At 54.6% G+C, this 19,970-nt stretch carries 14 protein-coding genes; 5 read left to right on the forward strand and 9 right to left on the reverse strand.

Annotated elements, in window-relative coordinates:
- Positions 1 to 46: 46 nt before the first annotated feature.
- From AC6I4B_RS15030 to lrp, 8 genes are all read right to left on the reverse strand, one after another.
- Entirely contained in the window at positions 47 to 910 is an 864-nt protein-coding gene (locus AC6I4B_RS15030; protein ID WP_497766209.1) for a dimethyl sulfoxide reductase anchor subunit family protein, read from the reverse strand.
- Position 911: 1 nt separating this feature from the next.
- Positions 912 to 1,529 (reverse strand): DMSO/selenate family reductase complex B subunit, encoded by a 618-nt coding sequence (locus tag AC6I4B_RS15035; RefSeq protein WP_497766210.1) that lies wholly within the window; start codon positions 1,527 to 1,529, stop codon positions 912 to 914.
- 10 nt (positions 1,530 to 1,539) lie between these two features.
- On the reverse strand, positions 1,540 to 3,984 hold the full coding sequence (dmsA, locus tag AC6I4B_RS15040; RefSeq protein WP_497766211.1) for a dimethylsulfoxide reductase subunit A: 2,445 nt from the start codon (positions 3,982 to 3,984) through the stop codon (positions 1,540 to 1,542).
- Positions 3,985 to 4,186: 202 nt separating this feature from the next.
- Entirely contained in the window at positions 4,187 to 5,479 is a 1,293-nt protein-coding gene (gene serS, locus AC6I4B_RS15045; protein WP_497766213.1) for a serine--tRNA ligase, read from the reverse strand.
- Positions 5,480 to 5,571: 92 nt separating this feature from the next.
- Complete coding sequence (rarA, locus tag AC6I4B_RS15050) at positions 5,572 to 6,915, reverse strand: replication-associated recombination protein RarA (RefSeq protein ID WP_497766214.1); 1,344 nt, start codon at positions 6,913 to 6,915, stop codon at positions 5,572 to 5,574.
- Between the two features lie 9 nt (positions 6,916 to 6,924).
- Complete coding sequence (gene lolA, locus AC6I4B_RS15055) at positions 6,925 to 7,536, reverse strand: outer membrane lipoprotein periplasmic chaperone LolA (protein ID WP_497766216.1); 612 nt, start codon at positions 7,534 to 7,536, stop codon at positions 6,925 to 6,927.
- A gap of 122 nt (positions 7,537 to 7,658) precedes the next feature.
- Positions 7,659 to 11,822: a DNA translocase FtsK gene (gene ftsK / locus AC6I4B_RS15060; protein WP_497766217.1), complete on the reverse strand. Its 4,164-nt coding sequence runs from the start codon at positions 11,820 to 11,822 to the stop codon at positions 7,659 to 7,661.
- A gap of 121 nt (positions 11,823 to 11,943) precedes the next feature.
- Positions 11,944 to 12,438 carry a leucine-responsive transcriptional regulator Lrp gene (gene lrp, locus AC6I4B_RS15065; protein WP_002439523.1) on the reverse strand — a complete coding sequence of 165 codons (495 nt, stop codon included), beginning with the start codon at positions 12,436 to 12,438 and terminating at the stop codon, positions 11,944 to 11,946.
- Positions 12,439 to 12,987: 549 nt separating this feature from the next.
- Between lrp and trxB the strand changes: the two genes are divergently transcribed.
- From trxB to infA, 5 genes are all read left to right on the forward strand, one after another.
- Positions 12,988 to 13,956: a thioredoxin-disulfide reductase gene (gene trxB, locus AC6I4B_RS15070; protein WP_497766219.1), complete on the forward strand. Its 969-nt coding sequence runs from the start codon at positions 12,988 to 12,990 to the stop codon at positions 13,954 to 13,956.
- Positions 13,957 to 14,079: 123 nt separating this feature from the next.
- Entirely contained in the window at positions 14,080 to 15,846 is a 1,767-nt protein-coding gene (gene cydD, locus AC6I4B_RS15075) for a heme ABC transporter permease/ATP-binding protein CydD (protein ID WP_497766220.1), read from the forward strand.
- Complete coding sequence (gene cydC / locus AC6I4B_RS15080; RefSeq protein ID WP_497766222.1) at positions 15,847 to 17,568, forward strand: heme ABC transporter ATP-binding protein/permease CydC; 1,722 nt, start codon at positions 15,847 to 15,849, stop codon at positions 17,566 to 17,568. It abuts the gene before it with no gap.
- Between the two features lie 244 nt (positions 17,569 to 17,812).
- Entirely contained in the window at positions 17,813 to 18,517 is a 705-nt protein-coding gene (aat, locus tag AC6I4B_RS15085) for a leucyl/phenylalanyl-tRNA--protein transferase (RefSeq protein WP_497766223.1), read from the forward strand.
- Positions 18,518 to 18,801: 284 nt separating this feature from the next.
- Positions 18,802 to 19,020, forward strand: coding sequence for a translation initiation factor IF-1 (gene infA, locus AC6I4B_RS15090; protein ID WP_002211347.1), 219 nt, complete (start codon positions 18,802 to 18,804; stop codon positions 19,018 to 19,020).
- A 387-nt stretch (positions 19,021 to 19,407) separates the two neighbouring features.
- Here the strand turns inward: infA and cas6f are convergent, their stop codons facing one another.
- Positions 19,408 to 19,962 carry a type I-F CRISPR-associated endoribonuclease Cas6/Csy4 gene (cas6f, locus tag AC6I4B_RS15095; RefSeq protein WP_497766225.1) on the reverse strand — a complete coding sequence of 185 codons (555 nt, stop codon included), beginning with the start codon at positions 19,960 to 19,962 and terminating at the stop codon, positions 19,408 to 19,410.
- Between the last annotated feature and the right edge of the window lie 8 nt (positions 19,963 to 19,970).

Here is a 19,970-nt window from a genome sequence, read left to right on the forward strand (position 1 = left end):
ATTTAGAGACAAAAAAGCCGGAAATCATTCCGGCTTCAAAATTTGATTAGCTGGCAATCGCCATGCCGACGGTCATATGCAGGCCGTAGAACACGCCACGCCCAATCAGCTCACCGGCCAGCACCAGCACAAATGCCAGGCTGAGGAGCGGCAGCGTCGGCTGGTAGCCTTTCAGCTGTGGAGCCACCCAGCACACCAGCGCCAGCGCAATCGCCACCACCCGCCACGCCATCAGCGAGCCGTAGTCCGGCACCAGTGCGGACGCCTGCTGAATCGAACTGTGGATTGTCGCCAACTCTGCGCCCTGCATCAGCGATACCACCACGCTCACCACCAGCGCAGTCAGGCTCACCACCGGCAGCAGACGCATCGCCCAGCCTTCCACTCCGGCCCAGCGCAGCAGCAGGAAGCCCAGCAGCGGGCCGCCGATAAACAGCGTCAGGAAGAAGCTCAGCGGCGTCCAGATGCTGTACCACGTCGGCACGGTGTCGATGGTGTTGTACACCCGCACCATCATCCACACGAACACCACGCCCAGCACCAGCGTCACCACCAGCCACAGGCTGCGCAGCGCGCACGACAGCTTACCGGTCACGGCCAGCAACCAGCCGATACCACCCACGGCAAAGAAAATGGCGCCGCTGGCAATTTCATTACTCAGCGACGACGCTCCCACGCGGTTCAGCGAGTTAAACGCGCGCAACGGAGAGCCGAGGTGCAGGGTCGAGGCGATAAAGCCAATCCCCATCAGCACCCACAGTGCAAACATGCTCAGCACCACACGCTGCTGCTGTTCACGCGCCAGTTGCCCTTTCATCAGCGCCAGCGCCAGGACGATAAACCCGCCTGCCACGCACTGTCCAAAGACCGTGAAGATCATTAACGGCCATTCATGCCATCCGCTTCCCATCTCAGACCTCCTTCGGGTTGGCCAGGTAGCCAGTAGTGTCGCCGCACGGACGTGCATTGGCGTTCGGTTTAATCACAATGCTCGGTCTGGTGAAGTGCGCCGATGGCAGTGGCGCAACCGCCGCCAGTTGCCCATGTTTCTGGCGCAGTTCCTCAACTGGGCCAAAATCCAGCGCGCGCAGCGGGCAGGACTCGACGCAAATCGGTTTTTTGCCGTCGGCCACACGTTCATGGCAGCCGTCGCACTTGGTCATGTGGCCTTTGGCGGCGTTGTACTGCGGTGCGCCGTACGGGCAGGCCATATGGCAGTAGCGGCAGCCGATGCAGACATCTTCGTCCACCACCACAAAGCCGTCTTCACGCTTGTGCATTGCGCCGCTCGGGCACACTTTGGTACAGGCCGGATCTTCACAGTGGTTGCAGGAAATCGACAGGTAGTAGGCAAAAACGTTCTGATGCCAGACGCCGTTATCTTCCTGCCAGTCACCGCCTGCGTATTCGTAAATACGACGGAAGCTGACGTCCGGGGTTAAGTCTTTGTAATCTTTACACGCCAGCTCGCAGGTTTTGCAGCCTGTGCAGCGGGCGGAATCGATGAAAAATCCGTATTGGGTAGTCATTGGTTACTCCTTACACCTTCTCAACCTGAACAAGGTTGGTATGCGATGGGTTGCCTTTCGCCAGCGGCGACGGGCGTTGAGTGGTCAGCACGTTAATGCAACCGGCCTGGTCAATACGCCCGGAGTCCGGGTTGTACCAGGCACCTTCTCCCAACGCGACGATGCCAGGCATCATGCGCGGTGTAACTTTGGCTTCAATATGCACTTCCCCGCGATCGTTGAAGATACGCACGCGATCGCCGTTGGCAATACCGCGTCGCTGCGCATCCAGCGGATTAATCCACATCTCCTGGCGGCAAGCCGCTTTCAGCACGTCAACGTTGCCGTAGGTAGAGTGCACACGCGCTTTATAGTGGAAACCGGTCAGCTGTAGCGGGAATTTCTCCACTAACGGATCGTTGTAGTTTTCAAAACCTGGGGTGTAGATCGGTAACGGATCGATAACATCGCCTTCCGCTAGCTCCCACGTGGCGGCAATCTTCGCCAGATCCTGCGAATAGATTTCGATTTTGCCGGATGGCGTGGTCAACGGGTTAGCCTGCGGGTCATCGCGGAAGGCTTTATAAGCCACATGATGCCCTTCTGGATCACGCTGCTTAAAGATGCCCTGCTGACGGAAGGTGTCGAAGTCCGGCAGTTCCGGTACAGCCTGGCGGGAAAGCTCATGCAGATGGCGCATCCAGCCTTCTTGCGTACGCCCTTCGGTAAACTGCTGCTCAACGCCCATGCGTTTTGCCAGCTCAGTGGTCATGTCATAAATCGTTTTGCATTCGAAGCGCGGTTTAATGGCCTGATCGGTAAAGATGACGTACGACATGTTGCCGCAGGAGGCATCCATCGCGAAGTCCATCTGCTCAGAGGCCGTACAGTCTGGCAGCAGAATATCGGCATATTTCGCCGATGAGGTCATGTGGCAATCAATCACCACAATCATCTCGCATTGCTTATCATCCTGAAGGATTTCATGCGTACGGTTGATATCGGAATGCTGGTTAATGAGGCAGTTACCGGCATAGTTCCAGATCATCTTGATCGGCACGTCCAGTTTGTCTTTGCCCCGCACACCATCGCGAAGCTCCGTCATTTCAGGCCCACGCTCGATAGCATCCGTCCACATGAACATGGAGATGCTGGTCTGCACTGGGTTTTCCAGCGTCGGCATACGCTCAAACGGAACCTCATAGGAGCCTTCGCGCGCGCCGCTGTTGCCACCGTTAATGCCCACGTTACCGGTCAGAATAGACAGCATCGAAATCGCGCGAGTGGTGATTTCACCGTTCGCATGACGCTGCGGCCCCCAGCCTTGTGAGATATAAGCGGGTTTGGCATTCGCAATTTCACGCGCTAGTTTCACTATGCGCTCAGCCGGAATACCGGTAATGCTCGCGGCCCATTGTGGGGTTTTCGCCGTAGCATCTTTGCCCTGACCCAGGATATAGGCTTTGTAGTGGCCGTTAGCTGGCGCACCTTCAGGCAGGGTTTTCTCGTCATAACCGACACAGTATTTATCGAGGAACGGCTGATCGACCAGATTCTCAGTGATCATCACCCACGCCAGCGCCGACACTAATGCAGCGTCCGTGCCCGGGCGAATCGGGATCCATTCGTCTTCACGCCCCGCACCGGTATCGGTATAACGGGGATCGACGATAATCATGCGCGCGTTCGATTTCTGCCGCGCTTGCTCCAGGTAATACGTCACCCCGCCGCCGCTCATGCGCGTTTCACCAGGGTTATTCCCGAACAGCACCACTAATTGGCTGTTTTCGATATCCGATGGGCTGTTACCATCAGCCCAACCGCCGTAGGTGTAATTCAGGCCAGCAGCAATCTGTGCAGAGGAGTAATCACCGTAGTGGTTGAGATAACCACCGCAGCAGTTCATCAGGCGCGCAATCAGCGTTTTTCCCGGTGGCCAGGAACGGGTCAGCGTGCCACCCAATGTGCCAGTGCCGTAGTTGAGGTAGATAGACTCGTTGCCGTAATCTTTAATCAACCGCTTCATATTATCAGCAATGGTATCGAAGGCTTCTTCCCAGCTAATCCGCTCGAATTTGCCCTCACCTCGCTTACCTACCCGCTTCATCGGGTATTTCAGGCGATCGGGGTTATAAACACGGCGGCGCATAGAACGGCCTCGCAAGCAGGCGCGAACCTGGTGCAAACCATCGTAGTTATCGTCACCGGTATTATCCGTCTCAACGTATTTAATTTCGCCATCGACAACATGCATACGCAGCGGGCAGCGGCTTCCACAGTTTACGGTACAGGCACTCCAGACGACGCGTTCCGCTGCCGTCACCGGAGCCAGTGTATCGGCGGCGTTAACAATACGGCTAAACGGGAGCGTAAAAGCACTGCTGGCCATCGCCAGGCCGCCTATGGCCGTGGTTTTCATCAAACCACGACGGCTGACCTCTGCTGCCAGTAAAGCATCGGGGGTTTCAGTTTTCATGGATACTCACTTCGTTGCTTACATTGAAAATACTCTTCGTTATATAGTTATTTATATAACGAATATTTATTATTGTAGTTTTATATGCTGGTACTACTTAGAAGGGAGTATTAAATCTTCTGCCAGGAGGGGTATTGTTCGGTATCAATATGGATATAAAAAAAGCGCCTTACGGCGCTTTTTTTTGCAAAATAGTCGGAAATTAACCGATATATTCCAGACCATTCATGTAAGGACGCAGTACCGCAGGAACTTCAATGCGGCCATCTGCTTGCTGGTAGTTCTCCAGCACGGCAACCAGCGTACGACCAACTGCCAGGCCAGACCCGTTCAGGGTATGCACCAGACGCGTTTTCTTGTCGGACTTGCTGCGGCAACGAGCCTGCATACGGCGCGCCTGGAAATCCCAGACGTTAGAGCATGAAGAGATCTCGCGGTAGGTATTCTGCGCCGGAACCCAAACTTCAAGGTCATAGGTTTTGCAAGCGCTGAAGCCCATATCACCGGTGCACAGGATGATTTTACGGTACGGCAGGCCCAGTAATTGCAGCACTTTTTCCGCATGACCGGTCATCTCTTCCAGCGCCGCCATAGAATCTTCTGGACGCACAATCTGAACCATTTCAACTTTGTCGAACTGGTGCATACGGATCAGACCACGCGTATCACGACCATAAGAACCCGCTTCGGAACGGAAGCATGGCGTATGAGCGGTCATTTTGATTGGCAGGTCATCTTCGTCGATGATTTCATCACGAACCAGGTTGGTCAGCGGCACTTCTGCCGTTGGGATCAACGCATAGTTGCTGCTGTCAGATTCTTCTTCCAGTGGACGCGTGTGGAACAGGTCGCCAGCAAATTTTGGCAATTGGCCTGTGCCGTACAGCGTATCGTGGTTCACCAGGTAAGGGACATAGTTTTCACTATAACCATGCTGCTCGGTGTGCAGATCCAGCATAAATTGCGCCAGAGCACGATGCATACGAGCAATCTGACCTTTCATCACGACGAAGCGTGAACCGGTCAGTTTAACGGCCGATGCAAAATCCAGCCCGCCATGCATTTCACCCAAGGTGACGTGATCGCGAATTTCGAAATCGAACTCACGCGGCGTACCCCAACGGCTGACTTCAACGTTGTCGTTTTCATCTTTGCCAATCGGTGCGTCGTCATGCGCAATGTTCGGGATCGCCAGCGCAATATTGCGAATCTCAGCCAGCAGGAGATCCAGTTCGGATTTCGCGGCATCAAGTTGTTCGCCAAGTTTATTCACTTCCAGGCGTAAAGGCTCAATGTCTTCCCCGCGCGCTTTCGCCTGGCCGATGGATTTCGATCGCGAGTTACGCTCTGCTTGCAGATTTTCAGTTTCTACCTGCAGCACTTTACGACGCTCTTCAAGAGCGCGAAGTTTATCTACATCCAGCTTATAGCCCCGGCGTGCCAGTTTTTCTGCGACTGCGTCTGGCTCTGTACGCAGCAGATTGGGATCGAGCATGCTTATCCTATGCTTATCGAATTGAAAGTGGAGTATGTGACCGCAGCCCGCGGTCACAGAGGTACATCGACAACATTACCGCAACGCCTGCGCTAGCGGTAGCGTTTTGTGCGGCTATTTTGATCCTGTTCAGCAAGCCAGGCGAGCTTTTCGCCAATCTTGCCTTCAAGACCTCGGTTTGTTGGATGATAGTAGCGAGTTTGTGCCATTTCGCTGGGGAAATACTCTTCGCCTGCGGCATAAGCATTTGGTTCATCATGGGCATAGCGATATTCCTGCCCATAGCCCATCTCTTTCATCAATTTGGTCGGCGCGTTGCGCAGATGCACCGGCACGTCATAGTCCGGGCGTTCACGGGCATCAGCCATCGCCGCTTTAAAGGCGGTATACACTGCGTTACTTTTTGGCGCGCACGCAAGATACACAATCGCCTGTGCAATCGCTCGCTCCCCTTCGGCTGGGCCGACGCGGGTAAAACAATCCCAGGCTGAAATGGCAACCTGCATGGCGCGCGGGTCGGCATTGCCAACATCTTCAGAAGCAATCGCCAGGCAACGGCGCGCCACATATAGCGGATCGCCACCGGCGCTGATAATCCGGGCATACCAGTACAGCGCGGCATCAGGTGCGCTGCCGCGTACCGATTTATGCAGCGCGGAAATCAAGTCGTAGAAGCGGTCGCCTTTGTTATCAAAGCGGGCGCTGCGCTCACCGGCAATTTCAGTCAGCAGCTGCGGTTGCAACACGCGCTTACCGGAATCATCCAGTTCCGCCATATCGGCCATCATTTCCAGCGTATTCAGCGCCCTGCGCGCATCGCCGTTGACCAGCTCCGCAATAGCACGACGCGTTTCATCCGGCAGGACGATATCCTGCCCGCCATAGCCGCGCGCTTTATCTTCCATCGCCTGAGTAAGCACTTGCTCAATATCTTCGGTAGTCAGCGATTTCAGCAGATAGACACGGGCGCGGGAAAGCAGTGCCGAGTTCAGTTCAAATGAAGGGTTTTCAGTAGTCGCGCCGATAAACGTAATAGTGCCGTCTTCAATATGCGGCAGGAAAGCATCCTGCTGGCTTTTATTGAAACGGTGAACTTCATCGACAAACAGAATAGTGCGCCGCCCGGCGTTGCGATTTTGCCGCGCGCGTTCGATAGCCTCACGAATCTCTTTCACCCCGGAGGTCACCGCCGAAATACGCTCAACATCCGCATTGGCATAGCGAGCAATCACTTCCGCCAGCGTCGTTTTACCCGTGCCTGGCGGCCCCCAGAGGATCATCGAGTGCAGATGTCCTGCTTCAATGGCGCGCGGCAACGGTTTACCGGAGGCCAGCAGATGCTGCTGCCCGATATACTGCGCTAAGTTTTCTGGCCGCATACGCGCGGCCAGGGGTTGGAAAGTATTTTCAGAAAAATCGAGCGACAAATTGCTCACGCAGGCCTCTTACTTACGCTGATCGTCCACCGTCACGCCCTGCGGCGGTGTAAAGGTGAATTTGGACACATCAATCGCACCATTCTGCTGTGCTTTCAGCTGATAGCTGCTGCGCTGATCGTCTTGTTCGATAGCGCTAAATTGATGGATGGTGCCATCACGCCCAACGTTGATAGTGAATTTTTTCAGGTTACCGTTGCTGCCACGCGGGGTCAGCACAAAATCATCGCCATTTTGCTGGATATTGTACTGCTGCCAGTCGCTGGCCTGGTTACGGGCAATCAGCATAAACGGTGTGTTGCCGGTAGCATCTTTTAACCAGGTGGCTGTCGCCTGTTCGACAAACGGATTATAGAACCACAGCGTTTTGCCATCGGAAACCAGAACGCTTTCATCCGGCTGAGTCATGTGCCAGTTAAACAGATTTGGGCGCTTAACCCACAGATCGCCCTGACCGTCCTGCACCGCATTACCGCTACCGTCAGTCACTTTTTGGGTGAAGCTGGCGTGGAAACTACTCACTTTATCCAGGCGGCTTTTCAGGTCGCTGGCGGCATCAGCCCATACGCTGCTGACAACAAAGCTGGAAAGTAATGCACAGGTGATCGCTGTCTTTTTCATTGTTAGTCCTTAAATAGCCTCAAGCTCCCGTCAGGAGCGCCTCTGTCACTCACTCTATGACGTCATTTCGAGTGGTGACAGAAGAAAATACTTAATTCTGACTTATTTACCGATCTTTGCAATCAATCGAACGGCGGCGGAGCCAGCACCTCACGGTTGCCGTTATGCCCCTGCTCGCTGACGATCCCCTGCGCTTCCATCTGTTCGATGATACGCGCGGCGCGGTTGTAGCCAATACGGAACTGACGCTGTACGCCGGAGATCGACGCTTTACGTTTCTGGGTCACGAAATTCACCGCTTGATCAAACAATGGATCCAGCTCCTCGCCACCGTCGAAGCCACCGCCGCCGCCTTCGCTTTCGCTATCGGAGGTGATGCCGTCGATATACTGTGGACGACCGCGCGCTTTCCAGTCCTGTACCACGGCGTGAACTTCCTGGTCGCGAACAAACGCCCCGTGCACACGCACTGGGTTGTTAGAGTTCGGCGCGGCATAGAGCATGTCACCCATCCCCAGCAGGGATTCTGCGCCACCCTGGTCAAGGATGGTACGGGAGTCAATCTTACTGGAAACCGTAAACGCAATACGCGTTGGAATGTTGGCTTTGATAAGGCCGGTAATGACGTCAACCGACGGACGCTGGGTTGCCAGCACTAAGTGGATGCCCGCAGCACGCGCTTTCTGAGCCAGACGCGCGATAAGCTCTTCCACTTTTTTACCTACGGTCATCATCAGGTCAGCAAATTCATCGACCAGAACCACGATATACGGCAGTTTTTCCAGCACAGGGTGTGTGGCGTCCATGCTGTCGCCCGGCTTCCAGTACGGGTCTGGAATCGGACGGCCCATACGCGCCGCTTCGGCAATTTTCTCGTTATAGCCCGCCAGGTTACGCACGCCCAACGCCGACATCAGCTTGTAGCGACGTTCCATTTCATTGACGCTCCAACGCAGGGCATTAGCGGCATCTTTCATGTCGGTCACAACTTCGGTCAGCAGGTGCGGAATACCTTCGTAAACGGAAAGCTCCAGCATTTTCGGGTCGATCATGATGAAACGCACATCTTCCGGCTGTGCTTTGTACAGCATACTGATGATCATGGCGTTAACACCAACGGATTTCCCCGAACCAGTCGTACCGGCGACCAACAAGTGCGGCATTTTGGCGAGGTCAGCCACCACCGGTTCACCGGCAATGTCTTTACCCAGCACCACGGTCAGTGGCGATGGATTATCGCGGAATTTATCGCAATCCAGCACTTCACGCAGGTAAACGGTCTGACGTTTTTTGTTCGGCAACTCCAGGCCAACGTACGGTTTCCCCGGGATCACTTCCACCACACGCACAGCGACAGTAGAGAGTGAACGTGCCAGGTCACGCGACAGATTAGAGATACGCGCGGCTTTTACACCCGGTGCCAGGTTCAGCTCGAAGCGAGTAATAACAGGGCCTGGCGAGTAGTTCACAACATCCGCTTTGATACGGTAGTCAGCCAGTCGCGTTTCTACCAGACGCGCCATTTGTTCCAGTGCAAAGGTATCAACCGGCTCCACTTCCGTTGGCGGTGGCGTTAACAAATCTAACGATGGCAGCGGCGTCGTCGGTTTTTGCAACGGACGATCGTCACCGTTACGCATCAGCAGTGGATGAATCAGGCTTTCCTGCGGCGGTGTTACCGGCTGCTGTACGTGCTGCTGAGGCGGCACATATTGCTGCGCTGGCTGAGGCGCATATTGCGGCGGCTGCGCGACAGGCTGTGGAGCTGGCTGCTGATGAACAGGCTGCGGCTGATAAGCTGGTGCAGGTTGTTGCTGTACGTGCTGCTGCGGCGCTGGCGGTGGAGTCACCGCAGGCTCCGGCATTGCGCCTGGCGTGAACAACGGCGCTTTCGGAGTATCGTCTACCAACGCTTTCATTGGCGAAAATTCAAAATCGTCGAGTGAGAACGGATGCGCCCCTTCAGGTTGTTCATTGGCGTAGCGCGTCTGCTGCGAGGCCGCGAACTGGCGCGCGAGTTCAGCCTCTGCGGCAGTATCGGCATCGTCTTCTTCAGCGGCGTAGCTATTTTGCGCTTCGGTTTCACCGTAGCGCTGCTGCTGTGAGGCGGCAAACTGGCGTGCTAACGCATCCTGATGCAGTGCATCGGCTTCGTCATCCATCAAGTGAGAATGATTGTCCTGCTGGCCACGCTCAGCTTCACGGGCGGCACGTTCTTCAGCCATCCGCTGCGATGGCAGCTTAATGCCATAAGAAGCCAGCTCACGACGCGTAGGAACACGTACTCGATTCGGCGGTGGCAGTTTCGGGCCAATCCCCTCTTTCACCTGTGGGCGCGGGCCTTCGGCTGGGCTAAATAATGGCGTAGACGCCGCTGCGGCAGCCGCAACACCGACGGTGGCGGCAGCGTGACGAACGCTGGCAGCAACTGGAGCAACGCTTGCGCTCGGCTCAGGTACGGCAGCAGGAGCAGATGCAGAAGCTATCGATGCTCCGCGTTGTTCAACCGGCGCTAGCGGTTCTGGAATAGGCTGATACCATGCAGCCAACTGTTCACGCTCACGTGCGCGCTTCTCTTCCACTTCTTCGAAGTAGTAAAGCGGAGGACGATGGGCTTTAACCTCTTCTTCCACGGCCGGTTCAGGCTCAACAACCGGAGCAGGTTCAGTCTGAGGCTGTTCATAAACCGGTTGCTGCGGTTCGGCATATTGTGGCTGTTCGTAAACCGGTTGCTGCGGTTCGGCATACTGCGGCTGCTCATAAACCGGCTGCTGCGGTTGAGCGTACTGCGGCTGCTCGTAGACCGGCTGCTGCGGTTGAGCGTACTGCGGCTGTTCGTAAACCGGTTGCTGTGGTTGAGCGTACTGCGGCTGTTCGTAAACCGGTTGCTGTGGTTGAGCATACTGCGGCTGCTCGTAGACCGGTTGCTGCGGTTGAGCATACTGCGGCTGTTCGTAAACCGGTTGCTGTGGTTGCGCATACTGCGGCTGCTCATAAACCGGCTGCTGCGGTTGAGCGTACTGCGGTTGCTCGTAAACCGGTTGCTGCGGTTGAGCGTACTGCGGCTGCTCGTAAACCGGCTGCTGCGGCTCGGCATACTGCGGCTGCTCGTAAACTGGCTGCTGCGGCTCGGCATACTGCGGCTGCTCGTAAACCGGCTGTTGTACCGGCGGCCAACCTTCTGGCGTCGGCGCTACCGCTGGATCTGTCTCCTGCCACGGCGCTGCAGGCGCTGTAACAATCTGATCGTTAATAGACGGCGCGGCCTGAGTCGGGTCTGCGGCCCAAGCCGGAGCCGTGCCAAGTGCGGCGGTCGCGGCAAGCGGCTCAGTGACAGAATGCCCATTCAGCAGCGGATCGTATTCATCGTAGCTCGCCGTGCGCGCAACACTGGCACCAGAAAACAGAACATCATCAGGATCGACCTGAGTAACATAACGCCCGCCCTCTTCCGGCTCGTCCATACGACGACCAGAGAACAGCGCCTCATCGGTCTTACGACCCATAGGGTTAGAGAATTTTTCGGCTATGCGTTTACGACGCGCCAACGCGCCACGCAAGATTCTGGCACGACGAGATTCTCGAGAGGCTTTTGGTGCAACCTCACCCTCTTCGTCCTCATATTCATCGTCTTCGTATTCATCTTCATCGACCCACGTATCATCACGACGGGTGCGATTGCTCGCGAAGGTTAGAATACTGAGTATCCAGCTGCCCATTTTTTCGGCAATGCTCACCCACGACCAACCGGTGAACAATGTCAGACCGGCGGCCCAGATACACAACAATGCAATGGTTCCGCCACTGCTGTGCAGCATCGGTTGCAGTGCCGTGCTCAGCAGGCTGCCAATGACGCCGCCCGAGGCGAAATACCAGATGTCATCGGCGTTGATTGCCGCCAGGCCACAGGCGGTAAGAATCATTGCCAGCACGCCAATCAGGCGTAAAGAAACGGCGAAATAGTCGATGTAATCTTCGCTCGCTCGGTGTCGCCAGGCAAACCAACAGCCGCCGACAATAATCACCGGAATGGTGTAAGCCATGACGCCGAAGATGAAGAACAGCGTGTCAGCCAGCCATGCACCAGAAGCGCCGCACAGATTATGGATAGGTTCGTGCCAGGCCGTTTGTGACCAGCTGGGATCGGAAGGATTAAAGCTCAGCAACGCCGCCATCAACCAAATGGCAAAAATGGCGCATAAAAGGAGTAACGCCTCAAGTAGTCGGCGTCCGCTGCTGAGTTTTGTCAGTTTGACTTCTTTGTCTTCTGTATATTCCTGGCTCAAGAAAGGCTCTCCAGGTGCCAAATGCTAAAACGGACAACAGTGTCAGAGATACCCCGACACTGTTGCTGTATGGATTAACAGGAGTGTAATCAAACTACGCTGATTTTGCACCTGTTCCGTTTTAGCGGGTCTTAATTACCAGACGATTGCTCTGCTTGACCTCTTCCATCACGACGTAAGTACGGGTGTCGTTGACGCCTGGCAGACGCAGCAGGGTTTCGCCAAGAAGTTTACGGTAGGCCGACATGTCCGGTACACGGGTTTTCAACAGATAGTCGAAATCCCCGGAAACCAAGTGACACTCTTGAATTTCTTCAAGTTTTTGCACAGCGGAGTTAAATTGTTCAAACACGTCCGGCGCGCCGCGATTCAGAGTAATCTCAACAAAAACCAGCAGCGATGCATCCAGATAATGCGGGTTTAACAGCGCGGTATAGCCCTGAATAAAACCCTGCCGTTCCAGACGACGTACGCGCTCAAGGCACGGGGTCGGAGAAAGTCCTACTCTTTTGGAAAGCTCCACGTTCGAAATACGCCCATCCTTTTGCAGCTCATTCAGAATGTTGCGGTCGATGCGGTCGAGATCTTTGCCAGGGCGTTTTTTACTATCTACCATTATTATTGTCTCTCTGTATTCCTTCCCTACTCCTGTCTTGACTCTGTGCACTTCACTGTTCAGAGCCTTCTCCCCACTTCAATACGCCGTTGTTGCTGCAACACCGTATATCCCGGGTATGCGTATGAGAAGCCCCGGGGCCTGACGGCCTCTCTCCAACATCACGTATGATGTCTGTCCACACCATACGTAGATTTCAGTGAACCGGGTAAAAATGGCATTTGCGTGCATGAAAATTCACCGCACGCGAAACACTGCTTTTCTTCTTCCTTGAATGTTGTCGCAAAAGCACAGGGGATTGTCAAAGCAAAACATCTTTTTTTAGTACAACATGCCAGATATTCATTATTGCCTGGCCCGTATCGACATGTAATCGTCTTATAATTCGTCCGCGTGCAGTAGAAATAGTTATATTCTTTGTTGTTAAAACAGACGATTAATCGGTCTATTCTATTGCACATATCGTTAACAAAATCGCTATGCTCTTTTTTTACGTCTACAAATTCCCTACAATCCAGACCAATGTCTGCCAACAATTATGGGGATCTCATGGGCACGGCCAAACACAGTAAGTTGCTAATCCTTGGTTCTGGACCTGCGGGATACACCGCTGCGGTCTATGCTGCACGCGCAAACCTGCAACCGGTATTGATTACCGGGCTGGAAAAAGGCGGTCAACTGACCACCACCACAGAAGTGGAAAACTGGCCTGGCGATCCAAACGACCTGACAGGCCCGCTGCTGATGGAACGTATGCACGAACATGCAACGAAATTTGATACCGAAATTATTTTCGATCACATCCACAGCGTCGATTTACAAAACCGTCCGTTCCGCCTGACTGGCGACAGCGGCGAGTACACCTGCGATGCGTTAATCATCGCCACGGGGGCATCCGCGCGTTATCTCGGCCTACCGTCGGAAGAAGCATTCAAAGGCCGTGGCGTATCTGCCTGCGCGACCTGCGACGGTTTCTTCTACCGTAACCAAAAAGTCGCGGTCATCGGCGGCGGCAATACCGCAGTTGAAGAAGCGCTGTATCTGTCTAACATTGCATCCGAAGTGCATTTGATTCACCGTCGCGACAGCTTCCGCGCGGAGAAAATCCTCATCAAACGCCTGATGGATAAAGTGGAAAACGGCAACATTGTGCTGCACACCAACCGCACGCTGGAAGAAGTGACTGGCGATCAGATGGGCGTGAGCGGCTTGCGCCTGCGTGACACGCAGAACACCGACACCCTTGAGACTCTCGAGGTGGCGGGCCTGTTTGTCGCTATCGGTCATAGCCCTAACACCGCGATTTTCGACGGCCAACTGGAGCTGGAAAACGGCTACATCAAAGTGCAATCAGGGATTCACGGCAACGCCACGCAAACCAGCATTCCAGGTGTGTTTGCTGCGGGTGACGTTATGGACCACATCTATCGCCAGGCAATTACCTCTGCGGGCACGGGCTGTATGGCGGCGCTGGACGCGGAACGTTACCTCGACGGACTGGCTGACGCTTGCAAATAATCTTTACAAGTCAGTAACAAAAGTAAAAAAGGCGACGATAAGTCGCCTTTATTTTTTCTGCGATGTAACATTGCCGCGCCCATAACTGAAACCATTACCTATAAGCCACCTGCTAAGCGCCCAATGAATAAAAGTCGCCAACAAGAACTCACCCGCTGGCTCAAACAGCAAAGCGTACTTTCACGCCGCTGGTTGATGACCTCCCGTCTGCTCGGCTTTGTCAGCGGTGTGTTGATCATCGCCCAAGCCTGGTTCCTGGCTCGTATTCTCCATCATATGATCATGGAGAATATCCCGCGCGAGGCGCTGCTGTTGCCCTTTGTGCAACTGGTGTTGATTTTTATCCTTCGTGCGTGGGTGGTTTGGCTGCGCGAACGCGTCGGCTTCCATGCGGGGCAACAGATCCGTTTTGAAATCCGCAAACAGGTGCTCGACCGGCTACAACAGGCTGGCCCTGCGTGGATCCAGGGCAAACCCGCCGGTAGCTGGGCAACCCTTATTCTTGAACAAATTGACGACATGCATGATTACTATGCCCGCTATCTGCCACAAATGGCGCTGGCGGCGTGTGTGCCGTTATTAATCGTAGTAGCGATTTTCCCATCCAACTGGGCGGCTGCGCTGATTTTACTGGTTACCGCGCCGCTGATTCCGCTGTTTATGGCGCTGGTTGGCATGGGCGCTGCCGACGCAAACCGTCGCAACTTCCTTGCGCTGGCGCGCCTGAGTGGGCACTTCCTTGACCGCCTGCGCGGTATGGACACGCTGCGTATTTTTGGCCGTGGCGACGCTGAAACAGAGAGTATTCGCAGTGCCTCACAGGATTTTCGCCAGCGCACTATGGAAGTACTGCGTCTCGCCTTCCTCTCATCAGGCGTGCTGGAGTTTTTCACCTCGCTCTCCATCGCACTGGTCGCGGTCTATTTTGGCTTCTCCTATCTTGGCGAGCTGAATTTTGGCAGCTACGGGACGGCTGTCACGCTCTCTTCCGGTTTTCTGGCATTGATTCTGGCGCCTGAATTCTTCCAGCCGTTGCGCGATTTAGGCACGTTTTATCACGCCAAAGCGCAGGCTGTCGGGGCTGCCGATAGCCTGAAAACGTTCCTTGAAGCGCCACTGGCGCATCCTGAGCAAGGCGACCAAACGCTGGATTCCAGCGACCCCGTCACACTGCACGCACGCGATCTCTTTATCACCTCACCAGAAGGCAAAATGCTGGCTGGCCCGCTTAACTTTACGCTGAAAGCCGGGCAACGAGCGGTGCTGGTTGGGCAAAGCGGTTCGGGGAAAAGTTCGCTGTTAAATGCGCTGGCGGGCTTCTTACCCTACAGCGGTTCATTACAAGTGAATGGCGTAGAGCTGCGCAATCTGCAACCGGAAAGCTGGCACCGAATGATGAGTTGGGTGGGGCAAAACCCACAACTACCGGCGTCTACGCTGCGGGAAAACGTGCTGCTGGGCAACCCTGATGCCGGAGAGCAACCGTTGCATAACGCGCTGGAAAAAGCGTGGGTGAATGAGTTTTTGCCGCAGCTCCCGGACGGCATTGATACCGTAGTGGGCGAGCAAGCCGCGCGGTTGTCCGTCGGCCAGGCGCAGCGCGTAGCCGTTGCTCGTGCGCTGATAGCGCCTTGCCGCCTGCTGCTGCTGGATGAACCCGCCGCCAGCCTTGACGCGCACAGCGAGCAGCGCGTGATGCAAGCATTGACCAAAGCATCAACCCAGCAGACCACGCTCATGGTCACTCACCAGTTAGAAGGCCTTATAGCGTGGGACGCCATCTGGGTTATGGAAAACGGGCAGATTATCGAACAAGGGACGTATCAGCAGTTAGTTGATGCCAACGGCGTGTTTGCCAGCCTGTTGGCTAATCGTCAGGAGGAAATTTAAATGCGCGCACTGTTGCCTTATCTGGCGCTCTATAAACGCCACAAATGGCTGTTAAGCCTTGGCGTCATTCTGGCGATTGTCACGCTGTTAGCGAGCATTGGCTTACTGACGCTTTCCGGCTGGTTCTTGTCGGCTTCGGCGGTGGTCGGGTTTGCGGGCGCTTACAGTTTTAACTACATGCTCCCCGCCGCAGGCGTTCGTGGCGCAGCGATTATTCGTACCGCCGGGCGCTATTTTGAACGTCTGGTCAGCCACGATGCGACATTCCGTGTGCTTCAACACCTGCGCGTTTTCACCTTCAGCAAATTGCTACCGCTTTCCCCTGCTGGCCTGGCGCGTTTTCGTCAGGGCGAGCTACTTAACCGCATGGTGGCGGATGTAGACACACTCGATCACCTCTACCTGCGCGTAATTTCGCCGCTGATGGGGGCTATGGTGGTGATTGTGGTGGTGACCTTAGGCCTGAGCCTGTTGGACGTGTCTCTGGCGCTCACGCTGGGCGGCATTATGCTGGCAACACTTTTACTGTTGCCACCGCTGTTTTACCGCGCTGGCAAGCCCGCAGGCGAGCAGCTCACCACACTGCGCGGGCAGTATCGCCAACAGTTGACCAGCTGGTTACAGGGGCAAGCGGAGCTGACCATTTTTAACGCCAGCCAGCGCTACCGTAAACAGATGGAACGCACCGAACTGCACTGGCATGACGCGCAACGCCGCCAGTCTGAACTCACCGCCCTGTCTCAAGCGCTGATGCTGCTGATTGGCGGCGTGGCGGTTGTCGCGATGCTGTGGCTGGCTGCCGGTGGCGTCGGTGATAATCGCCAACCGGGGGCGCTGATTGCGCTATTCGTATTCTGTGCGCTGGCAGCCTTCGAAGCGCTCGCGCCGGTAACCGGTGCATTCCAGCATTTAGGGCAAGTGATCGCCTCGGCGCTGCGCGTTAGCCAGATTATTGAGCAGCAGCCGGAAGTGACCTTCCCGCAACAAGCTGTTGCTCGTCCACAGCAGGTGGCCTTAACGCTTGAGCAGGTGTCATTCACTTATCCGCAGCAGTCTCAACCCGCGCTGAATAACCTCTCGCTACAGGTCACCGCCGGTGAACATATCGCCATCCTGGGTCGTACTGGCTGCGGTAAATCGACTTTATTACAATTGCTGACCCGCGCCTGGGATCCACAGCAGGGCACGATTCTGCTCAACGATATGGCGCTTAATAGCCTGGATGAACAGACGCTCCGCCAGAGCATGAGCCTGGTTCCGCAACGTGTGCATCTGTTTAGCGCTACGCTGCGCGATAACCTGCTGTTAGCCAAACCGCAAGCCAGCGATGAAGCGCTAAGCGACGTACTGCGCCGTACCGGGCTTGAAAAACTGCTGGAAGACGCCGGTTTGAACAGTTGGCTGGGTGAAGGTGGCCGCCAGTTATCCGGCGGTGAGCTGCGCCGCTTAGGCATTGCTCGCGCATTGCTGCACGACGCCCCGCTAATGATGCTCGACGAACCTACTGAAGGGTTAGATGCCACCACCGAGAGCCAAATTCTTGAGCTATTGGCCGACGTTATGCGCGATAAAACGCTGCTGATGGTGACCCATCGCCTGCGCGGCCTGGCGCGGTTTAATCGGATAATTGTCATGGACAACGGGCAAATTATTGAGCAAGGTAATCATACAGAACTGCTGGCAAAACAAGGCCGTTACTACCAGTTCAAACAGCGCCTGTAAGCTATGATTAGTGAATACCCGCGTTGAAAACACGCACGGTCAAACGGGCAAATAAAATCGCCTGATGGGATAGTTTTTTAGAGCCTATGCCATCAGGCGTATATTGTTGCAGCCAGTTTGGACACGGACAGCGCGGAAAAACCGCAGCGTACACGTAGTACGTGAGGATTTTGAGCACTGCCCTGGGCCAAAATGGCAAATAAAATAGCCTAATGGAATAGGCTCTTAGTGAGGTTGTCGCAGTATGCGCCTTGTCCAGCTTTCTCGTCACTCGATTGCTTTCCCCTCACCCGAGGACGCATTACGCGAACCGAACGGGCTTCTGGCCTTAGGGGGCGATCTCGGCCCTGCCCGGCTGTTGATGGCTTATCAACGCGGGATCTTTCCGTGGTTTTCACCTGGTGACCCGATCCTGTGGTGGTCACCGGATCCACGTGCGGTTTTATCGCCAGAGCAGTTTCACCTCAGCCGCAGTATGAAGCGCTTTCATAAAAATTCGCCCTACCGCGTGACGCTCAACTATGCCTTTAGCCAGGTTATCGAAGGCTGCGCACAAGATCGCCACGAAGGCACGTGGATAACCACCAGCATCAGCCTGGCGTATCAACGCCTGCATGAGCTTGGCCATGCGCATTCGATTGAAGTATGGCATCACGATACGCTGGTAGGCGGCATGTACGGCGTGGCAATGGGCGAACTGTTCTGCGGCGAGTCGATGTTCAGCCGAGCCGAGAACGCCTCTAAAACTGCGTTGTACGTCTTCTGTGAGGCTTTTCGTGAAGCAGGCGGTAAATTAATCGACTGTCAGATACTCAATAATCATACTGCTTCGCTTGGCGCGGTGGAAATTCCACGCCGGGATTACCTGGAACAGCTCGATTCTCTGCGTTTGCAGCCGCTATCCGACAGATTCTGGGTTCCACGCCATCTCTTTTCACCTGAAACGTAAATGTTTTCAGCACAATCTTCATCAGGATGATATAATTGCCGACGAGAGTCGCTTCTGCCTTTTGCCCCGCCGCCGTTTGGGAATCATTCGAGTCAGATAACGCCCACGTTAATCCTGCTGTTTCCGGCCTGGTTCGCGCCCATCACACGTTGCTTTTGTGTGGTGAAAGGGTAATGCGCAAAAACGACTTTCGCCAATTAATATGCACAATTCTTTACTTACTTGATGAACTTCGGCATTATCTTGCCGGTTCAAATTACGGTAGTGATACCCCAGAGGATTAGATGGCCAAAGAAGACAATATTGAAATGCAGGGTACCGTTCTTGATACGTTGCCTAACACCATGTTCCGCGTAGAACTGGAAAACGGGCACGTGGTTACTGCACATATCTCCGGTAAAATGCGCAAAAACTACATCCGCATCCTGACGGGCGACAAAGTGACTGTTGAGCTGACCCCGTACGACCTGAGCAAAGGCCGCATTGTCTTCCGTAGTCGCTAATAGCCGCAGATAATGAGCGCCCGACGCCAATGCCGCCGAGTGCTATTTGCCAAACGATGCCTCGCTTAACGCGGGGCATTTTTTTGCCTGCCATATAGCGATTCCCTGCCATATATAAAACAAAGCAAATATCGCGAATCTCTTGGTTTTTTAGGAAGTTGTACGACAGGGTTTTACCCTATAAATCGGCGCATATTTCTAAACTGCCTATGCGGAAGTCCACGAGGCAATATCATCTCATTGTTTCGCATAGGAAAAGACATAAACCCTCTTTTTATCTCCTTTTTTATAACCCTATATTCAGCATTTAAAAATCAAACAGTTACCGGGCCTGAATTAAAAAGGATAAAAATCCGCCCTTAAGATTGAGGGCGGATGCATCGCATATTAGAACCAGGGAACCGTCGCAACAGCGCTCAACCCGTAACTGCTGAATACGCCATCGGCGGGCGCAGTTTGCAATGGCCCATGCTCTACAAACAGGCGGAATTGCTGATTACTCGAAAGGCTTTTTATTGTCAGATAAGGCAGTGTCGTTCGTTGCACCGTCAACGTAGGCAAACGCGCTTCAGCTTCCTCTGGCGTTAACCACCCTTTTTTTACCGAACGGCGTAACAACCGCTGCGGATTACTCTTTACCTGAACACGATTGACCGTTCTCCACCCTTTGGCTTCGGGTATCGGAGAAACTATCCCACACTGGCAATAGTCGTTCATACCCTTACGCCAGTGGGTCATTTCAAGTTCGTGCAATGCGCTGACGCTACCATGCAGACGCAAGCAGCCGCCCAGCGTGATGTCATAGAGAGGAAAACTTACACCGATATCACCTTTACCTCTCGCCCCCAATGCGCGATGAAGTTTGGCAAACAGCGCAGACATCAACATACCGGTATTAAACTCAGGATCAGGTAACACCCGGATCTCCAGATAGTGATCCATATCCAGCT

Source organism: Kluyvera fluvialis (genome assembly GCF_059725275.1).